The organism is Candidatus Eremiobacterota bacterium, from assembly GCA_031082125.1.
Lineage (GTDB): Bacteria > Vulcanimicrobiota > CADAWZ01 > CADAWZ01 > Ess09-12 > Ess09-12.
In genome coordinates, this window is sequence record JAVHLM010000022.1 from 34057 (window position 1) to 52584 (window position 18528).

General features: G+C 57.0%; 15 protein-coding genes. 7 read left to right on the forward strand and 8 right to left on the reverse strand.

The genetic code is table 11. The features are described 5' to 3' along the window. Position 1: 1 nt before the first annotated feature. The 5 genes from RDV48_21435 to RDV48_21455 form a co-directional block, all read right to left on the reverse strand. Complete coding sequence (locus tag RDV48_21435) at positions 2 to 628, reverse strand: NAAT family transporter (protein ID MDQ7825378.1); 627 nt, start codon at positions 626 to 628, stop codon at positions 2 to 4. Positions 629 to 660: 32 nt separating this feature from the next. Beyond that, on the reverse strand, positions 661 to 2265 hold the full coding sequence (locus tag RDV48_21440) for an IPT/TIG domain-containing protein (GenBank protein ID MDQ7825379.1): 1605 nt from the start codon (positions 2263 to 2265) through the stop codon (positions 661 to 663). Positions 2266 to 2279: 14 nt separating this feature from the next. Beyond that, positions 2280 to 3902 (reverse strand): carboxylesterase/lipase family protein, encoded by a 1623-nt coding sequence (locus RDV48_21445; protein MDQ7825380.1) that lies wholly within the window; start codon positions 3900 to 3902, stop codon positions 2280 to 2282. A gap of 278 nt (positions 3903 to 4180) precedes the next feature. Beyond that, on the reverse strand, positions 4181 to 5665 hold the full coding sequence (locus RDV48_21450; protein ID MDQ7825381.1) for a PQQ-binding-like beta-propeller repeat protein: 1485 nt from the start codon (positions 5663 to 5665) through the stop codon (positions 4181 to 4183). 172 nt (positions 5666 to 5837) lie between these two features. Further along, positions 5838 to 6170, reverse strand: coding sequence for a hypothetical protein (locus RDV48_21455; GenBank protein MDQ7825382.1), 333 nt, complete (start codon positions 6168 to 6170; stop codon positions 5838 to 5840). Between the two features lie 189 nt (positions 6171 to 6359). Here RDV48_21455 and RDV48_21460 point away from each other — a divergent pair, with 189 nt between their 5' ends. The 7 genes from RDV48_21460 (at position 6360) to RDV48_21490 (ending at position 15401) form a co-directional block, all read left to right on the forward strand. Continuing rightward, positions 6360 to 7070, forward strand: a complete 711-nt coding sequence (locus RDV48_21460) for a response regulator transcription factor (GenBank protein MDQ7825383.1) — start codon at positions 6360 to 6362, stop codon at positions 7068 to 7070. Positions 7071 to 7214: 144 nt separating this feature from the next. Then, on the forward strand, positions 7215 to 8969 hold the full coding sequence (locus RDV48_21465) for an ABC transporter ATP-binding protein (GenBank protein MDQ7825384.1): 1755 nt from the start codon (positions 7215 to 7217) through the stop codon (positions 8967 to 8969). Between the two features lie 14 nt (positions 8970 to 8983). Further along, a complete protein-coding gene (locus RDV48_21470; GenBank protein MDQ7825385.1) occupies positions 8984 to 10399 on the forward strand; it encodes a radical SAM protein in 1416 nt (471 codons plus the stop codon). A 9-nt stretch (positions 10400 to 10408) separates the two neighbouring features. Next, positions 10409 to 10900, forward strand: coding sequence for a nucleotidyl transferase AbiEii/AbiGii toxin family protein (locus RDV48_21475; GenBank protein MDQ7825386.1), 492 nt, complete (start codon positions 10409 to 10411; stop codon positions 10898 to 10900). Next, positions 10897 to 11076, forward strand: a complete 180-nt coding sequence (locus tag RDV48_21480) for a hypothetical protein (protein ID MDQ7825387.1) — start codon at positions 10897 to 10899, stop codon at positions 11074 to 11076. The genes RDV48_21475 and RDV48_21480 overlap by 4 nt, the downstream gene beginning before the upstream one ends. A 66-nt stretch (positions 11077 to 11142) precedes the next feature. Then, positions 11143 to 13791, forward strand: a complete 2649-nt coding sequence (locus tag RDV48_21485) for a DUF4139 domain-containing protein (GenBank protein MDQ7825388.1) — start codon at positions 11143 to 11145, stop codon at positions 13789 to 13791. Between the two features lie 2 nt (positions 13792 to 13793). Then, positions 13794 to 15401, forward strand: a complete 1608-nt coding sequence (locus tag RDV48_21490) for a mucoidy inhibitor MuiA family protein (GenBank protein MDQ7825389.1) — start codon at positions 13794 to 13796, stop codon at positions 15399 to 15401. A gap of 126 nt (positions 15402 to 15527) precedes the next feature. Here RDV48_21490 and hxsC read toward each other — a convergent pair whose 3' ends face one another. The 3 genes from hxsC to RDV48_21505 are packed head-to-tail and all read right to left on the reverse strand — an operon-like array spanning position 15528 to position 18491. Further along, positions 15528 to 16703 carry a His-Xaa-Ser system radical SAM maturase HxsC gene (hxsC, locus tag RDV48_21495; protein MDQ7825390.1) on the reverse strand — a complete coding sequence of 392 codons (1176 nt, stop codon included), beginning with the start codon at positions 16701 to 16703 and terminating at the stop codon, positions 15528 to 15530. Further along, positions 16690 to 18159 (reverse strand): His-Xaa-Ser system radical SAM maturase HxsB, encoded by a 1470-nt coding sequence (hxsB, locus tag RDV48_21500; protein MDQ7825391.1) that lies wholly within the window; start codon positions 18157 to 18159, stop codon positions 16690 to 16692. The genes hxsC and hxsB overlap by 14 nt, the downstream gene beginning before the upstream one ends. Continuing rightward, positions 18156 to 18491 (reverse strand): hypothetical protein, encoded by a 336-nt coding sequence (locus RDV48_21505; protein ID MDQ7825392.1) that lies wholly within the window; start codon positions 18489 to 18491, stop codon positions 18156 to 18158. Before RDV48_21505 ends, hxsB begins: the two co-directional genes overlap by 4 nt. Between the last annotated feature and the right edge of the window lie 37 nt (positions 18492 to 18528).

The window sequence follows — 18528 nt, forward strand, 5'->3', positions numbered from 1 at the left end:
CTCAAATAACATTGATGCTGAACATCGCGCCGATCCCATGGCCTATCATCTCTACGGCTATAGCAGAGATGATGAGCCCCATCACGCGCGTTGCAATGCTTATCCCTGTTTCCTTCAGATATTTCACGAGAGGCACGGCTGCCCGGATTGACCCATAGGTGGCCAGGCCGACCGCTCCAATTATCACCGAGAGAATGCCCAGCTCAACCAGTGAATGGGTCCGCGTCCCGTAGAGCACGGCGCCATTAATGGCCCCGGGTCCCGCGAGGAGGGGAATGGCCAGAGGGACAATCGCGAAGTCCATGCCGACTTCGCCGCCGGGCCCCTTGACAAATGACTTGTCAGAAGAGCCAAGGGTCATCTTGACGGCTATCAGGAAGAGTATGATGCCCCCGCCCACCTGGAAGGCGCCGATGCTTATCCCGAAGACATTCAGCATCGCCTTGCCGAGGAAAAGCGAGACAAGCATGATGATCGTCACCGCCACCGATGCGCGCAGCGCAATTGCCCGGCGGAGAGCCGGGCTTATTTTCTGAGTCGCGTCGAGAAAGATCGGAATTCCCTCGAGCGGGTTCACAAGCACGAAAAAGGTGATAAAGGCTTTCACATAAAATGCCATATCTTCCATAGAGAGCCACTCCCTCCGGGATTGACAGCGCTTCACATGGGCGAGTCGAAGTTCTCCTTCTGATACTGCTTGTAGATTTTCCTCTGCCATGAGTTGGTCAGAATCTTGGAGTTCTCTTTCGAGCGCCACTCAGCATAGACGGTATAGGTCTTGCCCATCCGGGCACCGGGGCACTTGAGCTCGTAATAAGTATCTCCCGCGTCGTTGTACCAGGTGTTATGCCAGTAATAATTGCCATTCCCCCATTCTTTCACGTAAACCCGGTAGACCCACCACCGCGTGTTGCCGTAATAGTAAGCGCTCACTACCACATCAAGATTGGCTTTCTCGCTCACGATCTTCTCCTCGCTGCTGGTCCTGCCCGCCGCGGCACCCGAAGACTCCGATGCCTGGGGAACTACTTCTCCATATGCAGTAAGGGTGATGAGAAACGCTTTCGAGGCGTTCTCGCCGAGGCTCACCTTTCCATGGGCCGCCCGGTGGCCTGTGAGGCTCGCGTCGAGAGTCCACTCACCGGCGGGAATATGCCCGATAAGAAAAGTCCCGTCATCCTTCGAATAGGCCGAAAGGCCGTTCGAGAGCATCACGAGGGCTCCCTTCAAGGGCCTCTTGTTTCCGTCCTGTATTTTACCCGAGAGCGTGCCGCCCGCTCCCGGCCCCTGATCTTCGCTCACGGTAAGGGAGAGCTTGTTGCTGGGCGTCCTGTTCATGCAGACCAGCAGGCTTCCCGACATTGCATAGGAAGGCACGCGGAACATAATTCTTGTGGGGCTCCATGAGAGGATATAGTCACCCTTTATCGGGACGCCCGCGAGAAAAAGCCCCGCCACGTCACTGCCTAAGCCGCTCCCCTCGAGGGTAACGGTCTGGCCCGGAGAGACCGAAGAGGGCGTCACGCGGTCCAGGCGGGCGCCGCTCTGTTTACCCGGCATCACCGTGAGGTTGAGAGGGTGCCACACAAAAACCCACGTGCCCTGCCCCGGTATAAGGGCGGTGCCGGCAGTCCTGATATCCTCGGAGAGGAGACCCTTGTTGAAGCGGTAGACTCTCGCCGAGAGCCAGTAATTCCCCTCGTCACCGGGTAGAGCCGCCACGTCGCCCGCCAGATGCATCGAAGTGCCTATGACGGCACCGAGCATATTCCAGGGAATGTTTTTTTCCTTGGGGCACCCGCAGAGATTCCACCCGCATTCGAAGGAGACGGCACGGATATTCGCATTGTTTGGAATTCCCCTCGCGGTGGCGACTCCCGGGGCATCAGCATAGACCAGGTAGCCCAGTCTCGGGTTCACCTCGGAGGGATTATTCTGGCCGTCCAGCAGATAATAGGAGCCTCCCCCGTAAGACAGCAGCATCCTCTTGAACCCCTTGAGCTCGAGCACCCGGGAAAAAGGGAAAGATACGATATTCCATCCTTTTACCAGCTGGTAGGTCCTGGTGAAGGGCTCGCCTTCCGAAGCCTTCCTTGGAGGCGCCGGGACATGCCCCGACGGGGCCCCGCATGCGGGAGGAGGATCCTTCGGAAAGGAAGGGGGCCTCGTGGGGTCACAGTTTGCGCCTCCCCCCCCGGCCAGTGCTACCCCTGCGACCAGGGTGATCCATGCGAGCAGAATCAGAACCAGTGCCCCTTTTCTCATAACCGATCCTCCCTTTATTCAAGCATGCTCTGCAGCTTGTCATAGTACTTCTCAAAAAACTCATAGGTTTCCTGGAAGAAACCTGAGCTTACCTTTACCTCATTGCCGAATTCCATGTATTCATCATTTTTTGCCCTGTAGGGAGGCCACTCAGGAAAGCCATTCCCGCCGGGCACACCTCCCCCGGCAAAGGCTGCCCACGCGGTGTTCATTGCTCCCGAGAGCTTTTCATCAAAATCGTCAATGCCGAGGCGCCTGTCAAGATTTCCGAAAACGTAGAATATCTCTAGGCCATGAAAGGCGCCGCGGTCAGCCTTATGGGCGGCAGGCGGCACCCGGGTGAAGTAATAAAGATACGATTTCCCCGGCAGGCGCTCCACGTCGGCTGCCATAGCTTTTGCAGGGACAGCCATGGCCCACACGGTAATGAAACGGTTGACCGTCGCCGGGATATTTTTCCTGTCGGGCGGGAAAAGCTTCAGAGCCACGTCGGCATCATTACCGAAGCACTTTTTCATCCAGAGCCGGTAAGCCATTTCGGTCCTGAGGGGGAGCTGGGGGAGAAAAATCGTGCCCTCATCGGCATTGACACCTGTCATGAAAGGCACATTATGCACTCTGCCCTTACGGAACATCCTGCCGGGGTCATCGGGAATGACCCACCCGTCAACAATCCACCCATATTTTACCCCGTCGCCCGCGAAGCCCCCGAAGAGCCCCTGGGCAGGCCGGGAGGCCGCAAGGATCTCATCGGAAGTCTTTGCCCGCATGGCATGGAGGGGGTCCTTCGCCCTGTCGCATTTGAGAGCCTTCGCCACATCAATCCCTATCTCTTCCATAGGTTTCATGTCATACCATTTCTTCCGAAGGTGCCTGTTGCGGCCGTATACCCCGCCGCTCTCGGCGATGGCACGGTGAAAAAGCCCCTTCGCAAGCGGTGATACCATGAGCCTCGAGACGCTCCCCGAGCCCGCCGATTCCCCGAAAATGGTCACACAGCCGGGATCCCCCCCGAGATTCCCGATATTTTTCCTCACCCACTGGAGGGCGGCTATCTGGTCCAGAAGGCCATAGTTCCCCGAGACTCCATGCTCTGACTCCTTTGAGAGGAGCGGGTGGGCCAGGAAGCCGAAGGGGCCCAGACGGTAGTTGATGGTGACAAGGACGATGCCCTGGCGGGCAAAGCGCTTCCCGTCGTAAAGTCTTGCCGCGCCTCCACCCGTGGTGCAGCCTCCCCCATGAATCCATACCATCACGGGGAGCTTCTTCTCCCCCCCCTTTGCGGGAGCCCAAACGTTAAGATAAAGACAGTCCTCGCTCATTCTGCCCTGTTCTGCATGAATAAGCTCCTGCTTTGGCTGAGGGCACCAGGGACCGAATGCGCTGCAGTCCTTTAAGCCATCCCAGGGTTTGACAGGCTGCGGAGGCCTCCACCGCAGGGCACCCACGGGTGGCGCGGCAAAGGGAATGCCCTTCCACACAAGGATGCCATCCTCAAGAGTCCCTTTTACCATCCCTGCCCCGGTCCTGGCAGCAAGGCCGTCACTTCCACTTGCGCCGGAGAAAGCCCCTGTTGAAAAGACTCCCAGGCAGATGAGCACAAGAGCAATCAAAGGTGCAAGACGTTCTATTTTCACTTTTCTCTCTCCATGCGGGGACGTGTTGATTCAATAGTTCTCCCCGCGGCTTTACATTCCTACCGCCAATTCCCCTTCTTCACGGAGCCTTCACTGAGTTTTCATACTCCCTTCACAGAACTGCCCTATAATGATATTCAGAACAGGGCAAGGAAGGTGAATAAAATGATTACCAGAGTGTTTGAAGGCAATGGAATTCCTCTGATCACAGGCTGCTCGCCCAACTGCATCTTCTCGCTTGTGGGCCTGACGATGGGGGCATATGGCGGCCGATAGGCCTATGAAGGCTTCCGGGAGCCGGGCCCCTTGTCAAGGCGGAGGCCGTCGATAATGATGAAGTCATCTTCTTCGGATATCTTCGCTTTTTCACCGGCATCTGCCTGCTCGGCCTGGACATCCTTCACGGCCTCCTGGACCTTTCCTTCTAAGGAGCGGCCGTCAAGGGCCATCATCTTCAGGGTGCCGTATTCCTGGGTGAAGACGGTGGTGCCGTCGGGCGCCACCTGCAGATCGCCAGCCCAGCCAAAGCCGTCGTTTCTTGAAAAAGGCTTTCCCGTTGCGGCATCAAGCCCATAGACTGTTTTTCCCACCTGCACGAAGAGCGCCCCTTTCGGCGAGAGCGCCTGGGGGCCGAGCTTCGCTCCTGCGGGGATATCGAGAGTCCAGAGAGGCGTTCCCTTTTCCATATCGAGAGCCTGGAGCTTGTCGCCGTCTTTCACGGTGAGCATGCCCTCCTCAGGGAACATCCGGACATAGCGCTCATCACCCTGGGCCTTGCTCTCCCAGAGGGTTTTTCCCGTGACGGTGTCAAGGCAGAGGAGCGTTGAGGACTTCTGGCCGTCACCCACGATGAGCTTCCCGCCGTGGGCGCCATGAAGCGTGACGCTTGAGATCCCCAGGTCGGCCGGTGTGCGCTCCCACTCCACGCCGCCCTTTTCCCTGTTCCTGACTTCCAGTTTTTCATTCTTCGGGATATAGACATGATCGCGGTCCTGGGGAAAAAAGCAGCTGTTGCGGCCGTCGGCCCTCCAGAGCTCCTTCCCCTTCGGTGACAGCGCCATGACATCATTACCGCTTGTCACGATGGCGGTGCCGGAGCTGTCTATGCCCACGATGGAAGGCGAGTACTTCCCTACTTTTCGCGAATACTTCTCGTCGCCGTCGGGGGTGAGGGCCACAAGCCGCTCTCCCCGGAAGGTGAAGATGGTCCCGTCAGGGCCTACCTGTGGTGCAGGGTCCCACAGGCCGGTCTTGTTGCATTTATAGCTCCATTTTTCCTTGCCCGTCGAGGGATCAAGGCCATAAAGCCTGTCAAAGCCCAGCATTACAAGGAGGGTACTGTCCTTCCCCGTGGTGAGATAGCTTGCCGAGGGCTCAGAGTCGAACTCCTTCTGCCATGCCACCTGGCCCCTGGCCGTGTCATATTTCGCCAGAGTCTTGTATCCTACCCCGTAAAGAGAGCCGTCTTCCATAAGCTTCATGCCCCCCGAGCTGCCGTGGACGCCAGGGAAGGCTACTTCCCAGAGGGGGCCGCTTTTCTGCTCAAAGAGCGCCGAGAGGGCGTCGAGGCTCACCGGTCCGCCCGATGCGGCATTCCTGAAGGAGGCTGCCATGAAACCTCTTGACGGCAGCTCCGATGAGAGGGAGGGTGATCCCACCGTGACAGAATCCGAGGGAGGAAGGTCCTCCTTCTGATTCCCCTCCCTGTGAAGCTTCATTGAAGGGGGGGTACTTCCCGTGTATCCCGCTTTCTTGATCTCCATTGCCATCACCCTGCTTTCAGAGGTATCGCCTGCTGCCTGCACAAGTAGCGGCCTGCCGCGGCTCTCATAAATGCCGGAAGCCATGCGATTGTATTATATCATGCCTTTGCAGAAAAGTAATGAAACGAAATGTTAATATTCCGGCAGACCGCCCGGTATGGCGAGTGCGGCTCTACCTGAAGAAGGGGAGACCCAGGGTTTTTCTCAGCTTGATGAGGACTCCGGGGTCGCTGGTCTCTATGTAGGTGGAGAGGAGATCGCGCTCATACTCGCCCAGGCGGGCCAGGAAAGTCTCAGGCTCCAATTGCACCTCGCTGGCGAGAGCTATTACCGCAGGGTGATCAGGTCCCCCCTTGGACACCTCTTCCTTCGGCGATTCCGACGATGCCCCCTCTTCATTTTTCTCAAGAAGCGATTCTACGAAGCTCTTTACCGAGGGAAGGTCCTCCTCGGGAAGCTGATCAAGCATTGCTTCGATTTCCTGCCGGACTTCAGGGAGTTCCATGGCGCCTCCTGGAAATTATAAATGGCCTGGTAAACAATCATATTCAAGCCGGGCTTTCATATCCCCTGCTGAACCCGCCGGGAATGACAATCATGCCAGAGGAACTTTTCCTGGTATATCGCCTCGAAAATAAAGGAATAAGCAGCACCCTCTCTCTAATATTATTCAGGGAAGGAAAGGAGATTCACCTTGTCAGGATTGCTGATCCTCATTGCCGAAGACGACAGGACCCACAACACCGTCCTCAAGGATTACCTGGAAAAGATAGGTTACAGGACGGCCTCTGCCTTTGACGGGAAAGAGGCGCTGGAGCTCTTTTCAAGGCTGAAGCCCGATTTCGTCCTTCTGGATGTCATGATGCCCCATATGGACGGTATCGAGGTGTGCCGGACCTTGAGGAAAACCTCAGATACGCCCATCCTGATGCTCACTGCGCTCTCCGAAGAGACCGACAAGCTCATAGGTCTTGAAATCGGCGCCGACGACTACCTCACCAAGCCTTTCAGCCTCAAGGAAGTGGCGGCACGCATAAAGGCAATCATGCGCAGGTTCCGCTCCGGAGGAGAGGCTGGCAGCAACAAGGCAAAGATTGTCTCGGGCGACATGCTCATTGACACGGAAGCCTGCTCGGTGATACTCAGGGGCCTGGAATTGAAGCTTACGGCTACGGAGTTCAAGATACTTGAAGTCTTTGCGAGGCACCCCGGGAAGGTGCTGAGCCGCTCGCATATCGCCGAGCTCGCCTATGGCGACACTTTCGAAGGCTTTGACCGGACAATTGACGCCCATATCAAAAATATAAGGCATAAATGCTCCTCCGTGGTGCCCGAGCACGACTTTATCGAGACCTCAAGAGGACTGGGGTACAAGTTCATCGCCCAGGGCGAGCAGGGCAGATAACTTCTTCCCGGCAGCCTTTCGCCGTTTTTTCACTGTATATTCATTATCCCTTCACATAAAGCCGATATACTATATCCAGTCGGGAAAGCTCCCTGCAGAGGGCCCCCGGCTTCCTGAAGAGGAATGGAAAGATGGGAAGAGGCAATGAAGTCAGTTAAAGAGTTCCTGAAACAGTTCTACGAGTTCTCTCCGAAAAAGATTTTCCTCTACATGGCCTGCACTCTCTCGAGCGCCATCCTGGAAGGTATCTCGCTCCTTCTGCTCGTGCCCTTCCTCAGCGCCGCAGGGATGGGTCCCTCCGCCGCGGCGGGAAAGCCCGCCTTTGACGAAAAGCTTCTCGTGGTGATACTGCTTCTCTTTCTCCTTATCACCATAATAGAGGAATTTATCAAGCGGAGCACCTCCATCCTGATGATCGCCCTCAAGGCGGGATTTTACAGGGCGCTGAGCGACCGCTTCTACGAGGCCTTTGCCTGCTCGCGGTGGCAGGTAATCCTGAAACAGAGGAGATCCGACATCGCCAATGCCCTCACCAACGAGCTCAAGACCATCGACATAGGGACCCAGATATCGCTCCAGACTTTCAGCACCATTCCCTCGGTGCTCATCCAGATAGTGGTCGCTTTTGTCTTATCCTGGCAGGTGACTCTCGCAGCCATCGCCTGCGGCATTCTTTTCTTCCATGTCATGAAGCCGGTGAACAGAAAGCTCGGTGACATAGCTGAATCTCTTAACAACGTGCTCAGGGACAGCCTTTCCGACGTGAATGAGCACCTGGGCGGCATCAAGGAGATAAAAGGGTACAGCGCGGAAAAGGTCCACTCAGAGCGCTATCAGAAAAAGACCCGCAGGACGGAAGAGCAATACGTGCAGTTCATCAGGACCTTCTCCACTTCCAATTTCATCTACAATACCGCAACAATCATCATGCTGGCCATCTTCATATATGGCGCCGTGGCCCTCTTTCACGAGAGCGTCGTGAAGCTCATCGTCCTCTCAATAGTATTCTTCAGGATATGGCCCCTCTTTGCCACCTACCAGACATCCCTCCAGTTTTTCATCATGATGATCCCGGCATGGGAGAGCTTCTCGAACAGGATGAGGGAGCTTGAGGAAGCCCGGGAGGAATCCATGGAAAAGCCCGGCACAGAGCCGATGGTATTACAGCAGGGCATAGAAGTGAAGGATGTCACCTTCTCCTATAATCAGGAAGAAATACCTACCCTCCGGCACGTGAGCCTCTCCATCCCCGCCCACTCCTTTGTGGCCGTCACGGGGCTCTCCGGCTCGGGAAAGAGCACCTTTGTCGATATACTGCTGGGCCTGCTTGAGCCCTCGTCAGGCGAGGTCACCATTGACGGGGAGACGCTGAATCCCGCGATGGCTCACCTCTGGCGAAGCGCCATAGGCTTCGTGCCGCAGGACACCTTTCTTTTCAACGGCACCGTGAGGGAGAACCTGCTGTGGTCCCGGCCTTCCGCCACTGACGAAGAGATCATGGAGGCACTGAAGCTTGCCGCCGCCGATGATTTCGTCAAGGCCCTTCCCCAGAGCCTTGACACCGAATGCGGCGACAGGGGCACGCGCTTTTCGGGAGGCGAGCGCCAGAGGATCGCCCTGGCGAGGGCCCTCCTCAGGAGCCCGTCGCTTCTCGTGCTGGATGAGGCCACGAGCTCCCTGGACACGGAAAATGAAAAGAGGATCATTGACGCCATAAAAAGCCTTCACGGGAAGATGACCATCCTGATAGTGGCCCACCGCCTCTCAACCATAAGGGAGGCTGACGAGATCGTGCTTTTCGAGAACGGCTCGGCGATAGAAAAAGGAACCTTCGGGATGCTGATGGAGCGGGAAAACGGGAGATTCCATGATCTGGCCCGTGAATATGCGATGAAATAAAAGGAGGCGAGAGCATGCTTCTGACATTCCAGTCATTCACCAACAATCCCTATGTCTATGATCCCCGGTCCAACGAGATCTTCAGGGTTGACGAGCATGTCTTCGAAGAGCTCACCACAGCCGGCGGGAACATCTCGGAAATCCGTGATGAAAAAGTGAGACAGGGCTTCCGGGACGCCGGTGTGAGCGACGAGGTGCTGCCGCTCGAGGACCATGATCTGTTCAAGAAAGAGATAGATGCCATGCAGATCGGCATGCGGAAGCTCATTATCGGCCTTGCCCACACCTGCAACCTCCGCTGCAAGTACTGCATATACTCGGGAAACTATGCCGACGAGCGATCCCACGAGGGAAAACAGATGACAGAAGAGACAGCAGACAGGCTCATCGACGTCTTCTATGTCAAAAGAGGCGATGATTACCCGAAAATGTGCATCTTTTACGGCGGTGAGCCCTTCACCAACTTCCCCATCCTGAAGAGGATAGTGGAAAAAATCACGGCCCTCAGGGATGACGTGGGCTTCAGCGCCACGACAAACGGCCTGATGCTGAAAAACGAGGAGATCCTGGATTTCATCAAAAGCTATGACTTTGTCATCAACATAAGCTTTGACGGCCCCTCGCAGGAAGCCATGCGCATCGACCAGAACGGCCGGGGAACCTTTAATGACCTCATGGGCCTCATAGAGCACATAGCCGAAAAATACCCTGATTTTTACAGGGAAAAAGTGGGCTTCAACGTGACGGTGACGCCGGCATCGGACCTCCACGAGACCGTGGAGTTCTTCAACACGAATCCCCTCTTCAGTGGCAAGACGCTGAACGTCATCAGGCACTATGACCCCGACAACGTCTTCTGCAGGAAGTACGATCTGATGGACCATGAAAAGACGCTCCGCGATGAATTCGACAAGCTCAGGAGAGAGTACCCCGCGGTCTTCAAGGAGCACAGGCCCTTCCACGACGGCTGCTACCTCTCTCCCCTCGCGCGCCTCGACCAGAGGCCCATGGGCGACGTGACAAGACTCCCCCTCAACTCATGCTGCTACCCCGGCCTCAATGCCGTATTCGTGGATATAGACGGCACCTGCTCGCCCTGCGAGCGCACAGAGCACATCAAGCTCGGGAGCATCTATGACGACGAGCCCGTTAACCTGAAAACCGCCGAGGAGCTCGTGAAGAAATACCAGGAAATTGCAGGCAGGCACTGCCCCCGGTGCTGGGCCGCACGCCTCTGCGCCAAGTGCTTCTCCCACGTGAGGAGAGGCACTGTCACCGAGGAGAACTTTGTAGCCAACTGTGACGACTTCAGGGAATCCTTCCGAAAGTCGATGGAGCTCTTCACGACCATCAAGGAAATTGACGAGAATGCCTTTGCCGACGTGAAGGTGATCACGGAGCTCCCGGTGAAGGAGAAGCAGAAGGCATAGGGAGCAAATATGCTGCTTGACTATAAAAGCATTTTCACGGAATTGAACCGGCTCGCCATCGACTACGTGGTAGTCGGAGGAATGGCCGTCAACTTTCACGGCATTCCAAGGATGACCTACGACATAGATCTCATGATCCTGCTGGAAAAGGACAATATTGAAAAGACCGTGAGGCTGCTCATACAATGGGGCTACAGGGTAAGGATTCCCGTTGATCCCATGGAGCTGGCGGATGAGGAGAAGAGGAATTCCTGGAGATCGGAAAAGAATATGAAAGCGATGAATTTTTATTCTGATACGCTGGCAATCGGAGAAATAGACATACTCTTTGATTCACCGGTTTCCTATGAGGTTATGAAAGCCCATGCCGCGATCATGGAAATCGGAAAAGAGAAGATACCCTTTGCCTCCATCCAGGATCTTATCGCAATGAAAGAGCATGCGGGGCGAAGGCAGGACCTCAGTGATATTGAGCATCTGCGCCTGATTATGGAGAGATGATGGAAGAGCAGAAAAAGGGCTTCAGCTACACGGTGAGCCCCTCTCAGATTGACGAGTACAAGAGCTGGCCCGTTGAACGCCGGCTCGAATGGCTGCTCTACGGCAACATGCTGAGAAGAGAGCTCCCCGAGAAAACCAGGGAGCTCCACGATGCCTTCCGTGAAGGCCGGCAGTAATAGCCCTCGGAAGTTGCCCTTTCCTGCTCCTCTGTGTATAACAGAAAAAAGAAAGGTGGGTGTTCCATGGAAGAAAGACAGGTTCTTGATACCTCCATCGACACCGTGACGGTGTTCCACAAGGCGGCGCTGGTGCAGAGGCTCGGAAGGCTCCCTGATCTTACGGGAAAGATCACTGCGCAGTTCCTGGTGAAGGGGCTCCCCCTCGCCATGGACAGCGCCTCCCTGAGGGTCGGCGTCATCGACCGGAGCGGGTGGAAAGAGACTGACGGGAAGGAAGAGCAGGCAGGGAAAAGGATCAAGTTCATCCACCGGTCGGGATGGACCGTGCGGAATATCATCGTGGAAGTGGACCGGATTGACGACGAGCAGAAGGCTGCTGAAGAGAGCCCCGCCACCCTTGAGCCCCTGGAAGATGAGATAATAAGGCTTGGCGGCGAGATGAAAGGTCTTCAGAGCCAGATAGACGAGGTGAAAAAATGGATGGCGATGCCGCCATCACTTCCCGCCGGTGAAGAGAATGTGGCCATGAAGCCCTTTCCCTTCCATGCATGGGAAGGCTTCGTAAAAACCTGCGAAAAGCACCTTGAGAGGCTCAGCGTCAGGAAGCGGGAGATTCAACGGAAGCTCAGCGAAGCGGTCCAGAGAGAGCAGCAGGCAAGGGCGCTTCTTGAGAGAGGGCGCCTCGCACGGTGCGCCACCGCCCCCGTCCGCTACTGCAGAAACCTCGTCATCACGCTTGCAAGGATAAGCGAATCCGGTGAGGCCCCTGAGAGCCTCGAGCTGTCGTACATTGTGCCCGGCGCCTGCTGGAAGCCCGTCTACTCCCTTCATATAGACAAGGAGTATAAGAACGTGCGCCTGGTCATGGGAGCCCAGGTGGCCCAGCGAAGCGGCGAGGACTGGCCCCAGGCGAAGCTCCGCTTCTCCGGTGCGTCACTTCAGAGGGTCCTTGCTCTTCCGGATCTCCCCTCGAAAAGGATAGGAAGAGCGCAGAAGCTCAAGCCTCCCTCTTACCGCGTCAAGGCACCGCCGCCCCAGGATCTGTTTGCTGCCTTTGACAGGTGGCTCCAGCAGGAAAAAGTTGCCGAGAAGCCTCTTTTCACCACTGTGGACTTTCTTTTTGACAGCTACGAGAAAACCGCGGGGCAGATCATTGCCGAATCCACAGGGGCTTATCCCCCTTCCAGCGCTGCCTCAGTGGAAAGGACTCTCCAGAAGGCAGGGAAAGCCTCCGCCCCCCGCGCCAAGGAAAGCCCGTCCGCCCGCGGCACCTCTCCCCACGAGACGGTAAAGCAGCTTCTTAAAAGAGCTTTTCAGGCCCCGAGCGAAGAACAGGCCGTACAGCTCTATGAGGAAGTGCTGACCCTTGACCCGACAAATCCCACGGCATGCAGGGAGCTCACCAGGCTGGCGTCTTCTCTTTTCGATGATGAGCAGGTTTTCGGCTCGGCAGATCATGACGCTTCTTTATGGGAAGTCCCTCTCGGCGGGGCTTCTTCATTTGATCTTTCTCAGGGTGCAATACCGGAAATGGCGCCGATGCCGGAAGCATCTTATGCTGAACAATCCGAGACCCTCTTCGAGGGCGCCCCCCCCGAGATGCCGTCGTTCTCAGGGCCGATGAGCCGCGATATCATGCCCACTCCGAAACAGGACTTGTTAATGGCCAGAAGGAGCAGCATCCCCGCAGCCCCGCCCCCTCCCTCTCCCGCGCCGCAGATACAGGCGAAAATCCTTCCCACCTCTGCGCCCGGCAAGAAAAGGATGCAGAAGCAGGAAGCTTTCAGGGAAAAGGCGCTGACGGGCACCCTGATGCCTGACCTGGAGCTTGATAGTGAGGAGGTCCTCTGGTCCGGCGAGCCTCTCGCAGGTCCCGGTAACGCCCCTGACTTCAGCAACTTCGAGCTTGACGGCATAGAAGACCGCCAGCGGGGCCGCCTCAGGATGGTGAGATCCCTCTCACTTTCGGAGCGCGTAGAAGAGAGCGAAACTGCCGTGATGCAGAGAATCGCCCGGGCGGTAAAGGCAGCTCAGGTCACGCTCCCGGGCCTGGAAGACATGCCTTCATTCCAATGCGTCTACGAGGCTGAGACAAGAGCCCACATCCCCGGCGACGGCTATCCGTACCGCATCGATCTCTTTGAGGGAAAGAGCGGGGCAAAAGTTCATTTCCGCTCGGTGCCCATGACAGATCCCCAGGTCTTCAGGCGGCTCATCGCGCAGAATCCCTTTCCCCTCCCTCTGCTGGGCGGCGCCGTGCAGGTCTTTCTGGAAAAAGCCTATCTTTTCTCGACAACCCTCAGCGATGTGGGCAGGGAAGGCGCCCTCACCTTTTCCCTTGGCGTCGAGCCCAGGCTCCGCGTCGCGAGGAACACCTCCTTTTCCCAGGATGAGAAGGGCCTCGTGGCCGAGAGCTCCCTGGCGAACCACCGCGTCACCATCCAGGTGCGCTCGCGGCTCCCCGAGCCTGCAGAGGTGGAAGTGATAGAGAGAATCCCCGTCAAGGAGGAGAGCGAGAAAAAAATTGACATCAAGATCATCACCTGTGAGCCGAAAGCCGATCTGCCTGAGTTCATCGGTGAGACAAGGCTCAGGGGCGCGCACCGCTGGAACCTTGCCGTGGCGCCTGGAGAAGAGGCTTCCATAAGGCTTGAATACCGCATTGCCATCCCTTCAAAGATGGAGCTGGCAGGCGGGAACAGGAGGATATAGCCATGACAATGGAACTCGCAAAGTTGCCCAGAGCCGGGCTCCCTGAAAACCGCACTGCCGTCGATGCTCCTGTAACGGACGTCACCATCACGGAAGACCAGGCTGACGTGGCAAGGAAGATCCCCGTCACATGGGAAAAGGGAATGCATCACTTTTTCATCACGCCCGTCACTCCTTACCTCGTGGACTCTACGCTCTGGGCCGAGGTGCTCCCCTCTGCCGATATGCCCTCTCCCCACATAGGGAGCGCCCGTGTGGTGAGGTGGTCCCTGGCAGACATCCCCCTCACAGGGGAGGACGAAACGACATTCCGGGGGCTCCTGGCAACCCTGGGAGAAAAAATTAATGAGCTCTCCGAGAGAAAAGCCCGCCTTGCCCTCCTCAGGGGAAGCCTCGCCAGGGGGCTCCCGCCGGCGGCGCAGAGCGTCATAGAAGAGGTAGTGGCATCGGGCGCGGAGCCGGAAAGCTATCAGGAGCTCCTGGGCCGCGTCCTTGCAACCCTGGAATCTCTCTCCCGCGAGGAGCAGGCAATAGTAAGCCTGGGGATGGGCTATGAAAAAGAGCTCATCAGCCTCAGGAGGGACTGGCTGGAAAAGACCTCACAGGAGCTCCACGTGACGTGGCTGGCGGGAATCCTTGTCACCATAGAGGCGAAAGAAGGCGGCCAGGGAACACTGCGCTGCGGTTACCAGGTGCCCTGCGCCCAGTGGAGGCCCCAGCATGAAGCCCATCTCATCAGCGAGAGCAGGGTCCTCCTGGTCACCAATGCAGTGGTATGGCAGAACACCGGCGAAGACTGGAACGGCGTCACCCTTACCCTCTCGACGGCAAAGCCCAGCGCGGGAATGGATGCCCTCCTCCCCCGGGAGGATATCGTGAAGCTCAGGGAAAAAACAAAAGAGGAGCGCTCCAGGATAAAGGTCGAGACCAGGGACCAGGCTATACAGACCACTGGCGTGGGCGCCGCAGAGGCCGAGGAGCCGCCCCTTCCCGCCGACGGCGGTGAAACGCAGCTTTACCGCATCGGGGAAAAAGTCACGGTCCCTGCCACGGGGCGCCCTTGTTATATAAGAATAAGCGGGCAGGAGATGGATGGCCAGGCAGCTCTCATGGCCACGCCGGAACTGGACAGCCATGTGTTTCTGGTCTCACAGGTCAAAAACGCCTCAGAGCGGCCTCTTCTCGCGGGGCCTGTGACGCTCCACAGGATGGGAGCTTACGTAGGGACAGGGCAGCTCGAGTTCACCGGCTCCAATGAAATGTTCCACCTCTGGTGGGGTTCAGAGGACCTCATCAGGATTGAGCGCTTCGCTGACAGGAAAGAGGAGGAGGCCACCCTCATCGCGCCCAGGAAAATCACCACGACAATCACGCTGCTCGTGAGAAATCTTTCGGGGGACCCGCAGGAGTTCACGATCAGGGAGCGGGTGCCGGTAAGCGAGCTGGAGCAGATCAGGGTAAAAATCAGGGAAATGCCCCCGGAGGCCACGGCGCCCGACAGTAACGGCTTCCTGGCCATTCACGCGTCGGTGGGGCCGCGGGAAGAGAAAAAATACCGTGTAAGCTTCTTGATGGAGGTAGACAAGGAAGTGGACTTTGCCGGCCTATGAAAACCGGCAGGGAAAATTCACGGCTCCTTCACGGAACCTTCATCATTCCTTCACAAGGCCGTGGTATCATGAAGCTGTCGAGGAGAAGGGGGTGGTGAGAAGAGGAGCACTGAGAACGAAGAGCGGTCACAGGAAAATGGAGGTTCCCCCCTCCTTTTTCTGCTTTTCGGGAATGGTATCTCCTCCTTTGAAAGGCTTTATCTGTGAAGGCTTCCTGACGGAGGTTCCGAAAAATCCTCCGCATGAGGCCTTTTGCGAGCACTCCCCGCATTCAGGGAGGAACATCTTCTTCCAGTCCGAGATGCTGTCACGGGCGAAGGGACGGACCTTTTCGGAAATGAGGCAGAGGGGGAGATTGTAAAGGGAGACCCTCATCATGCGCTGATTCAAAAAGACTACGGCCTTTTCGAGCGCGCCGCGGTAGTCTGAAGGCTCAACCCATACCTCATCGAGATTGGCACAGGCCACACCGGAAGTCTCCATTGCCATGAAAGCTATGTGGACGGCGAAAGGGAAGTTCCAGAAGATGAAATGGGCCAGGTCGGCGAGGCGCTCTGCATTCTGCCGCACGATAACCACCCGGATCTCGATGGGGCGGCCGTACCTCACCAGGTTGTGGATGCCGGCGACAGTCTCGCGAAATGATCCCTTTGCACCGGTGATTGCATCGTGCTCGACATCATTGTCGGCAAAGACGGGGATACAGAAAACAAGTCCCCGCGGGGCGCTTTCAGCAACCCTCGTGGCCACCTGGAAGTCAGCAAGCCTCCTGCCGTTCGTGAGAAGCTGCACCGGTGACGAGGGAAAGCGCTCCCTCAAAAGGTCCAGAACCTCGACAAGGCCGTCGAGCACAAGGGTGGGCTCGCCGCCAGTGATGCCGAAGGAGGGAGGCTCCGGGACCGCGAGAAGCCGGAGCATTCTTTTTGCCGTTTCATCGTGATGGCAGGGATGGGCCTCGGGGGTCTGGGGGCACATGATGCAGCGGGAATTGCAGTAATCGGTGAGATAGAGAGGGTTCTGGCGGGAGCCGGTATCCCAGACAAGGCTGATACGCCCGTCGGGGTCCACCTTTACGATATCCCCTTCCCTCAGTCGGGTCAGAAAACCGCCGGGGACACTGCAAAGCCCCGTCATCTTTTCATCTCCCGGCGACGAAGTGATGCAGAAGTCCTCCCTTCCCTGGCTTTCGCCGCATACAAGCGCCGTATCGGCCCTCTCCTTCCGGTGAGCTTTCGGGGTGGTGGTGATCCGGCGCACCTGTGATGCATCGATGCGGCGGGGAATTCCTTTACTTTCCTTCATCGGGCACGCACCTGAAGCCTTCCCTCTGAATCCATGACCAGAACACCTCCATGACCCTCTCATCATTCTCGATGAGCTTTCCGAAGAGGTAATCCAGGATCCCCATATTCTTCGTGCAGAACTCGCTCCCCGGCCTTCTTCCCCTGATATCGCCGCGCTCCACGTAGTAGCGGACTGGATCGGCGCCGCAGTAAGGCTGATACACACACTGGGCGCACATGGGGAGCATCTCGACGCAGCTTTCACGGACAAGCTCGCGGAGCAGCGGTCCCCCGAAGATCTCGCCGTGGCTCTGGTGAAGCACATTCCCCATAAGGAAGCGCTTGTCGCCCATGCGGGCGAGCATCCGCCCCTCGTCGGCGGGATAGACCTCGCCGTTGTAGTCATAGACGGCGCCACTTATCCCTGCGCCCGCCGGCGACTGGAGGTCCACGAAGCCCGTCGAGAAGGGAGTGAGGATCCGCAGGAGCAGGAACTCCGCATAGAGCTCTGAAAAGTAGGTCCCCTTCATGTTCAGCTCGATGAGGTACTCCAGCGCATCCCTGTAAGCCTCGACGAACTCCCGGGCCGGATAGCCCAGGTGGTCCCGGTTTTTTACGGCAAACCCGTAAGGGTTGAGGCCTCTCAGGAATATGCTCCGGAATCCCATGCCAAGGTAATGATCTATGATCTCCCTGAGGCGGGTAATGTTATCTCTCGTGATGGTGAGAAGGGCGCTGCAGGACTGGGGATTAATGCTCCTGCGGTAAAAAGCGAGATTCCTGACGAAACGGTCATAGCTGCTGCCGTTGTCGCGGCTCCTGCGGTGGAGATCATGGAGCTCCTTCGGACCGTCGAGCGACGTGGAAAACGCCATCCTGTGCTCCCGGCAGAACTTCGCCCACTTCTCTTCGGCATGGAGCAGGTTCGAGCACACCACGAAATCCAGATACTTCTTCTTTTTCCTGTTGAGCTTCTCAGCCTTTTTCACGATAAGCTCAATAATGGGCCAGTTGAGCGTGGGCTCGCCGCCCTGGAACTCTATTTTCACTCCCGGAGAGGGTGAATCAAAAATGACCTCGACCACTTTCTCTGCCACCTCAGGGGTCATATCAAAGCCCTTCGAGGCGGGATCGGTGCTTGATGCCTGGCAATAATCGCACATGCAGCTGCAGCGCGCAGTGATTACTACCATGTGAAGAGCGGTGAAATCGCGCATGTAAGCTCTTTTTGAGCGCATCTTCACCGCCATGAGCTCAATGGCGAGATCGAGATCGTCATCGGCGATAAAATGCCTGCCCTTGAGGGGAAAATAGAGGCTCCCGAGGTCTCCGGGCCTGCGGGCTTCCAGAAGCTGCGAGAACTGCCCCTCATCAATGAGGGTGAACTCTCCGTTCAGGTTCACAAGAAGGACCCGGTCGCCGCCGAGCTTCTTGAAATGAAAGGGAAGAAGAGTGAGGGTGCCGGCTGCGCTCATTGCTTCTTCTCTTCAACTTCGATGGGGAGAAATGCGTGGCGGTAAAGTATCTCCCGCAGCGCCCCCGTGCGCTTCATCAGGTCAAGGCGCACCTGCTCTTCAATGATGTCGTTGAGAAGCTCACCGGCGGCTTTCTCGCCCTCTCTGCCATTATTGCCGCCCTTGCATTGAAGGAGCACCGCGTAAGACTGTTCTCCACAGGGCTCCACTTTCACATAGAAGAGCTCATTAAGCTTCTGTGCGGCCGTAAAAACTGCTTCGCGCTCATAGAGCAGAGATGAGACTTCAACGCGGTAAAGATCGGGAGAGAGCTTTTCCACTATGTGTTCCATAGGTCCTCCAAAGGCCCCTGCCCCCCGGAGAGGGGCA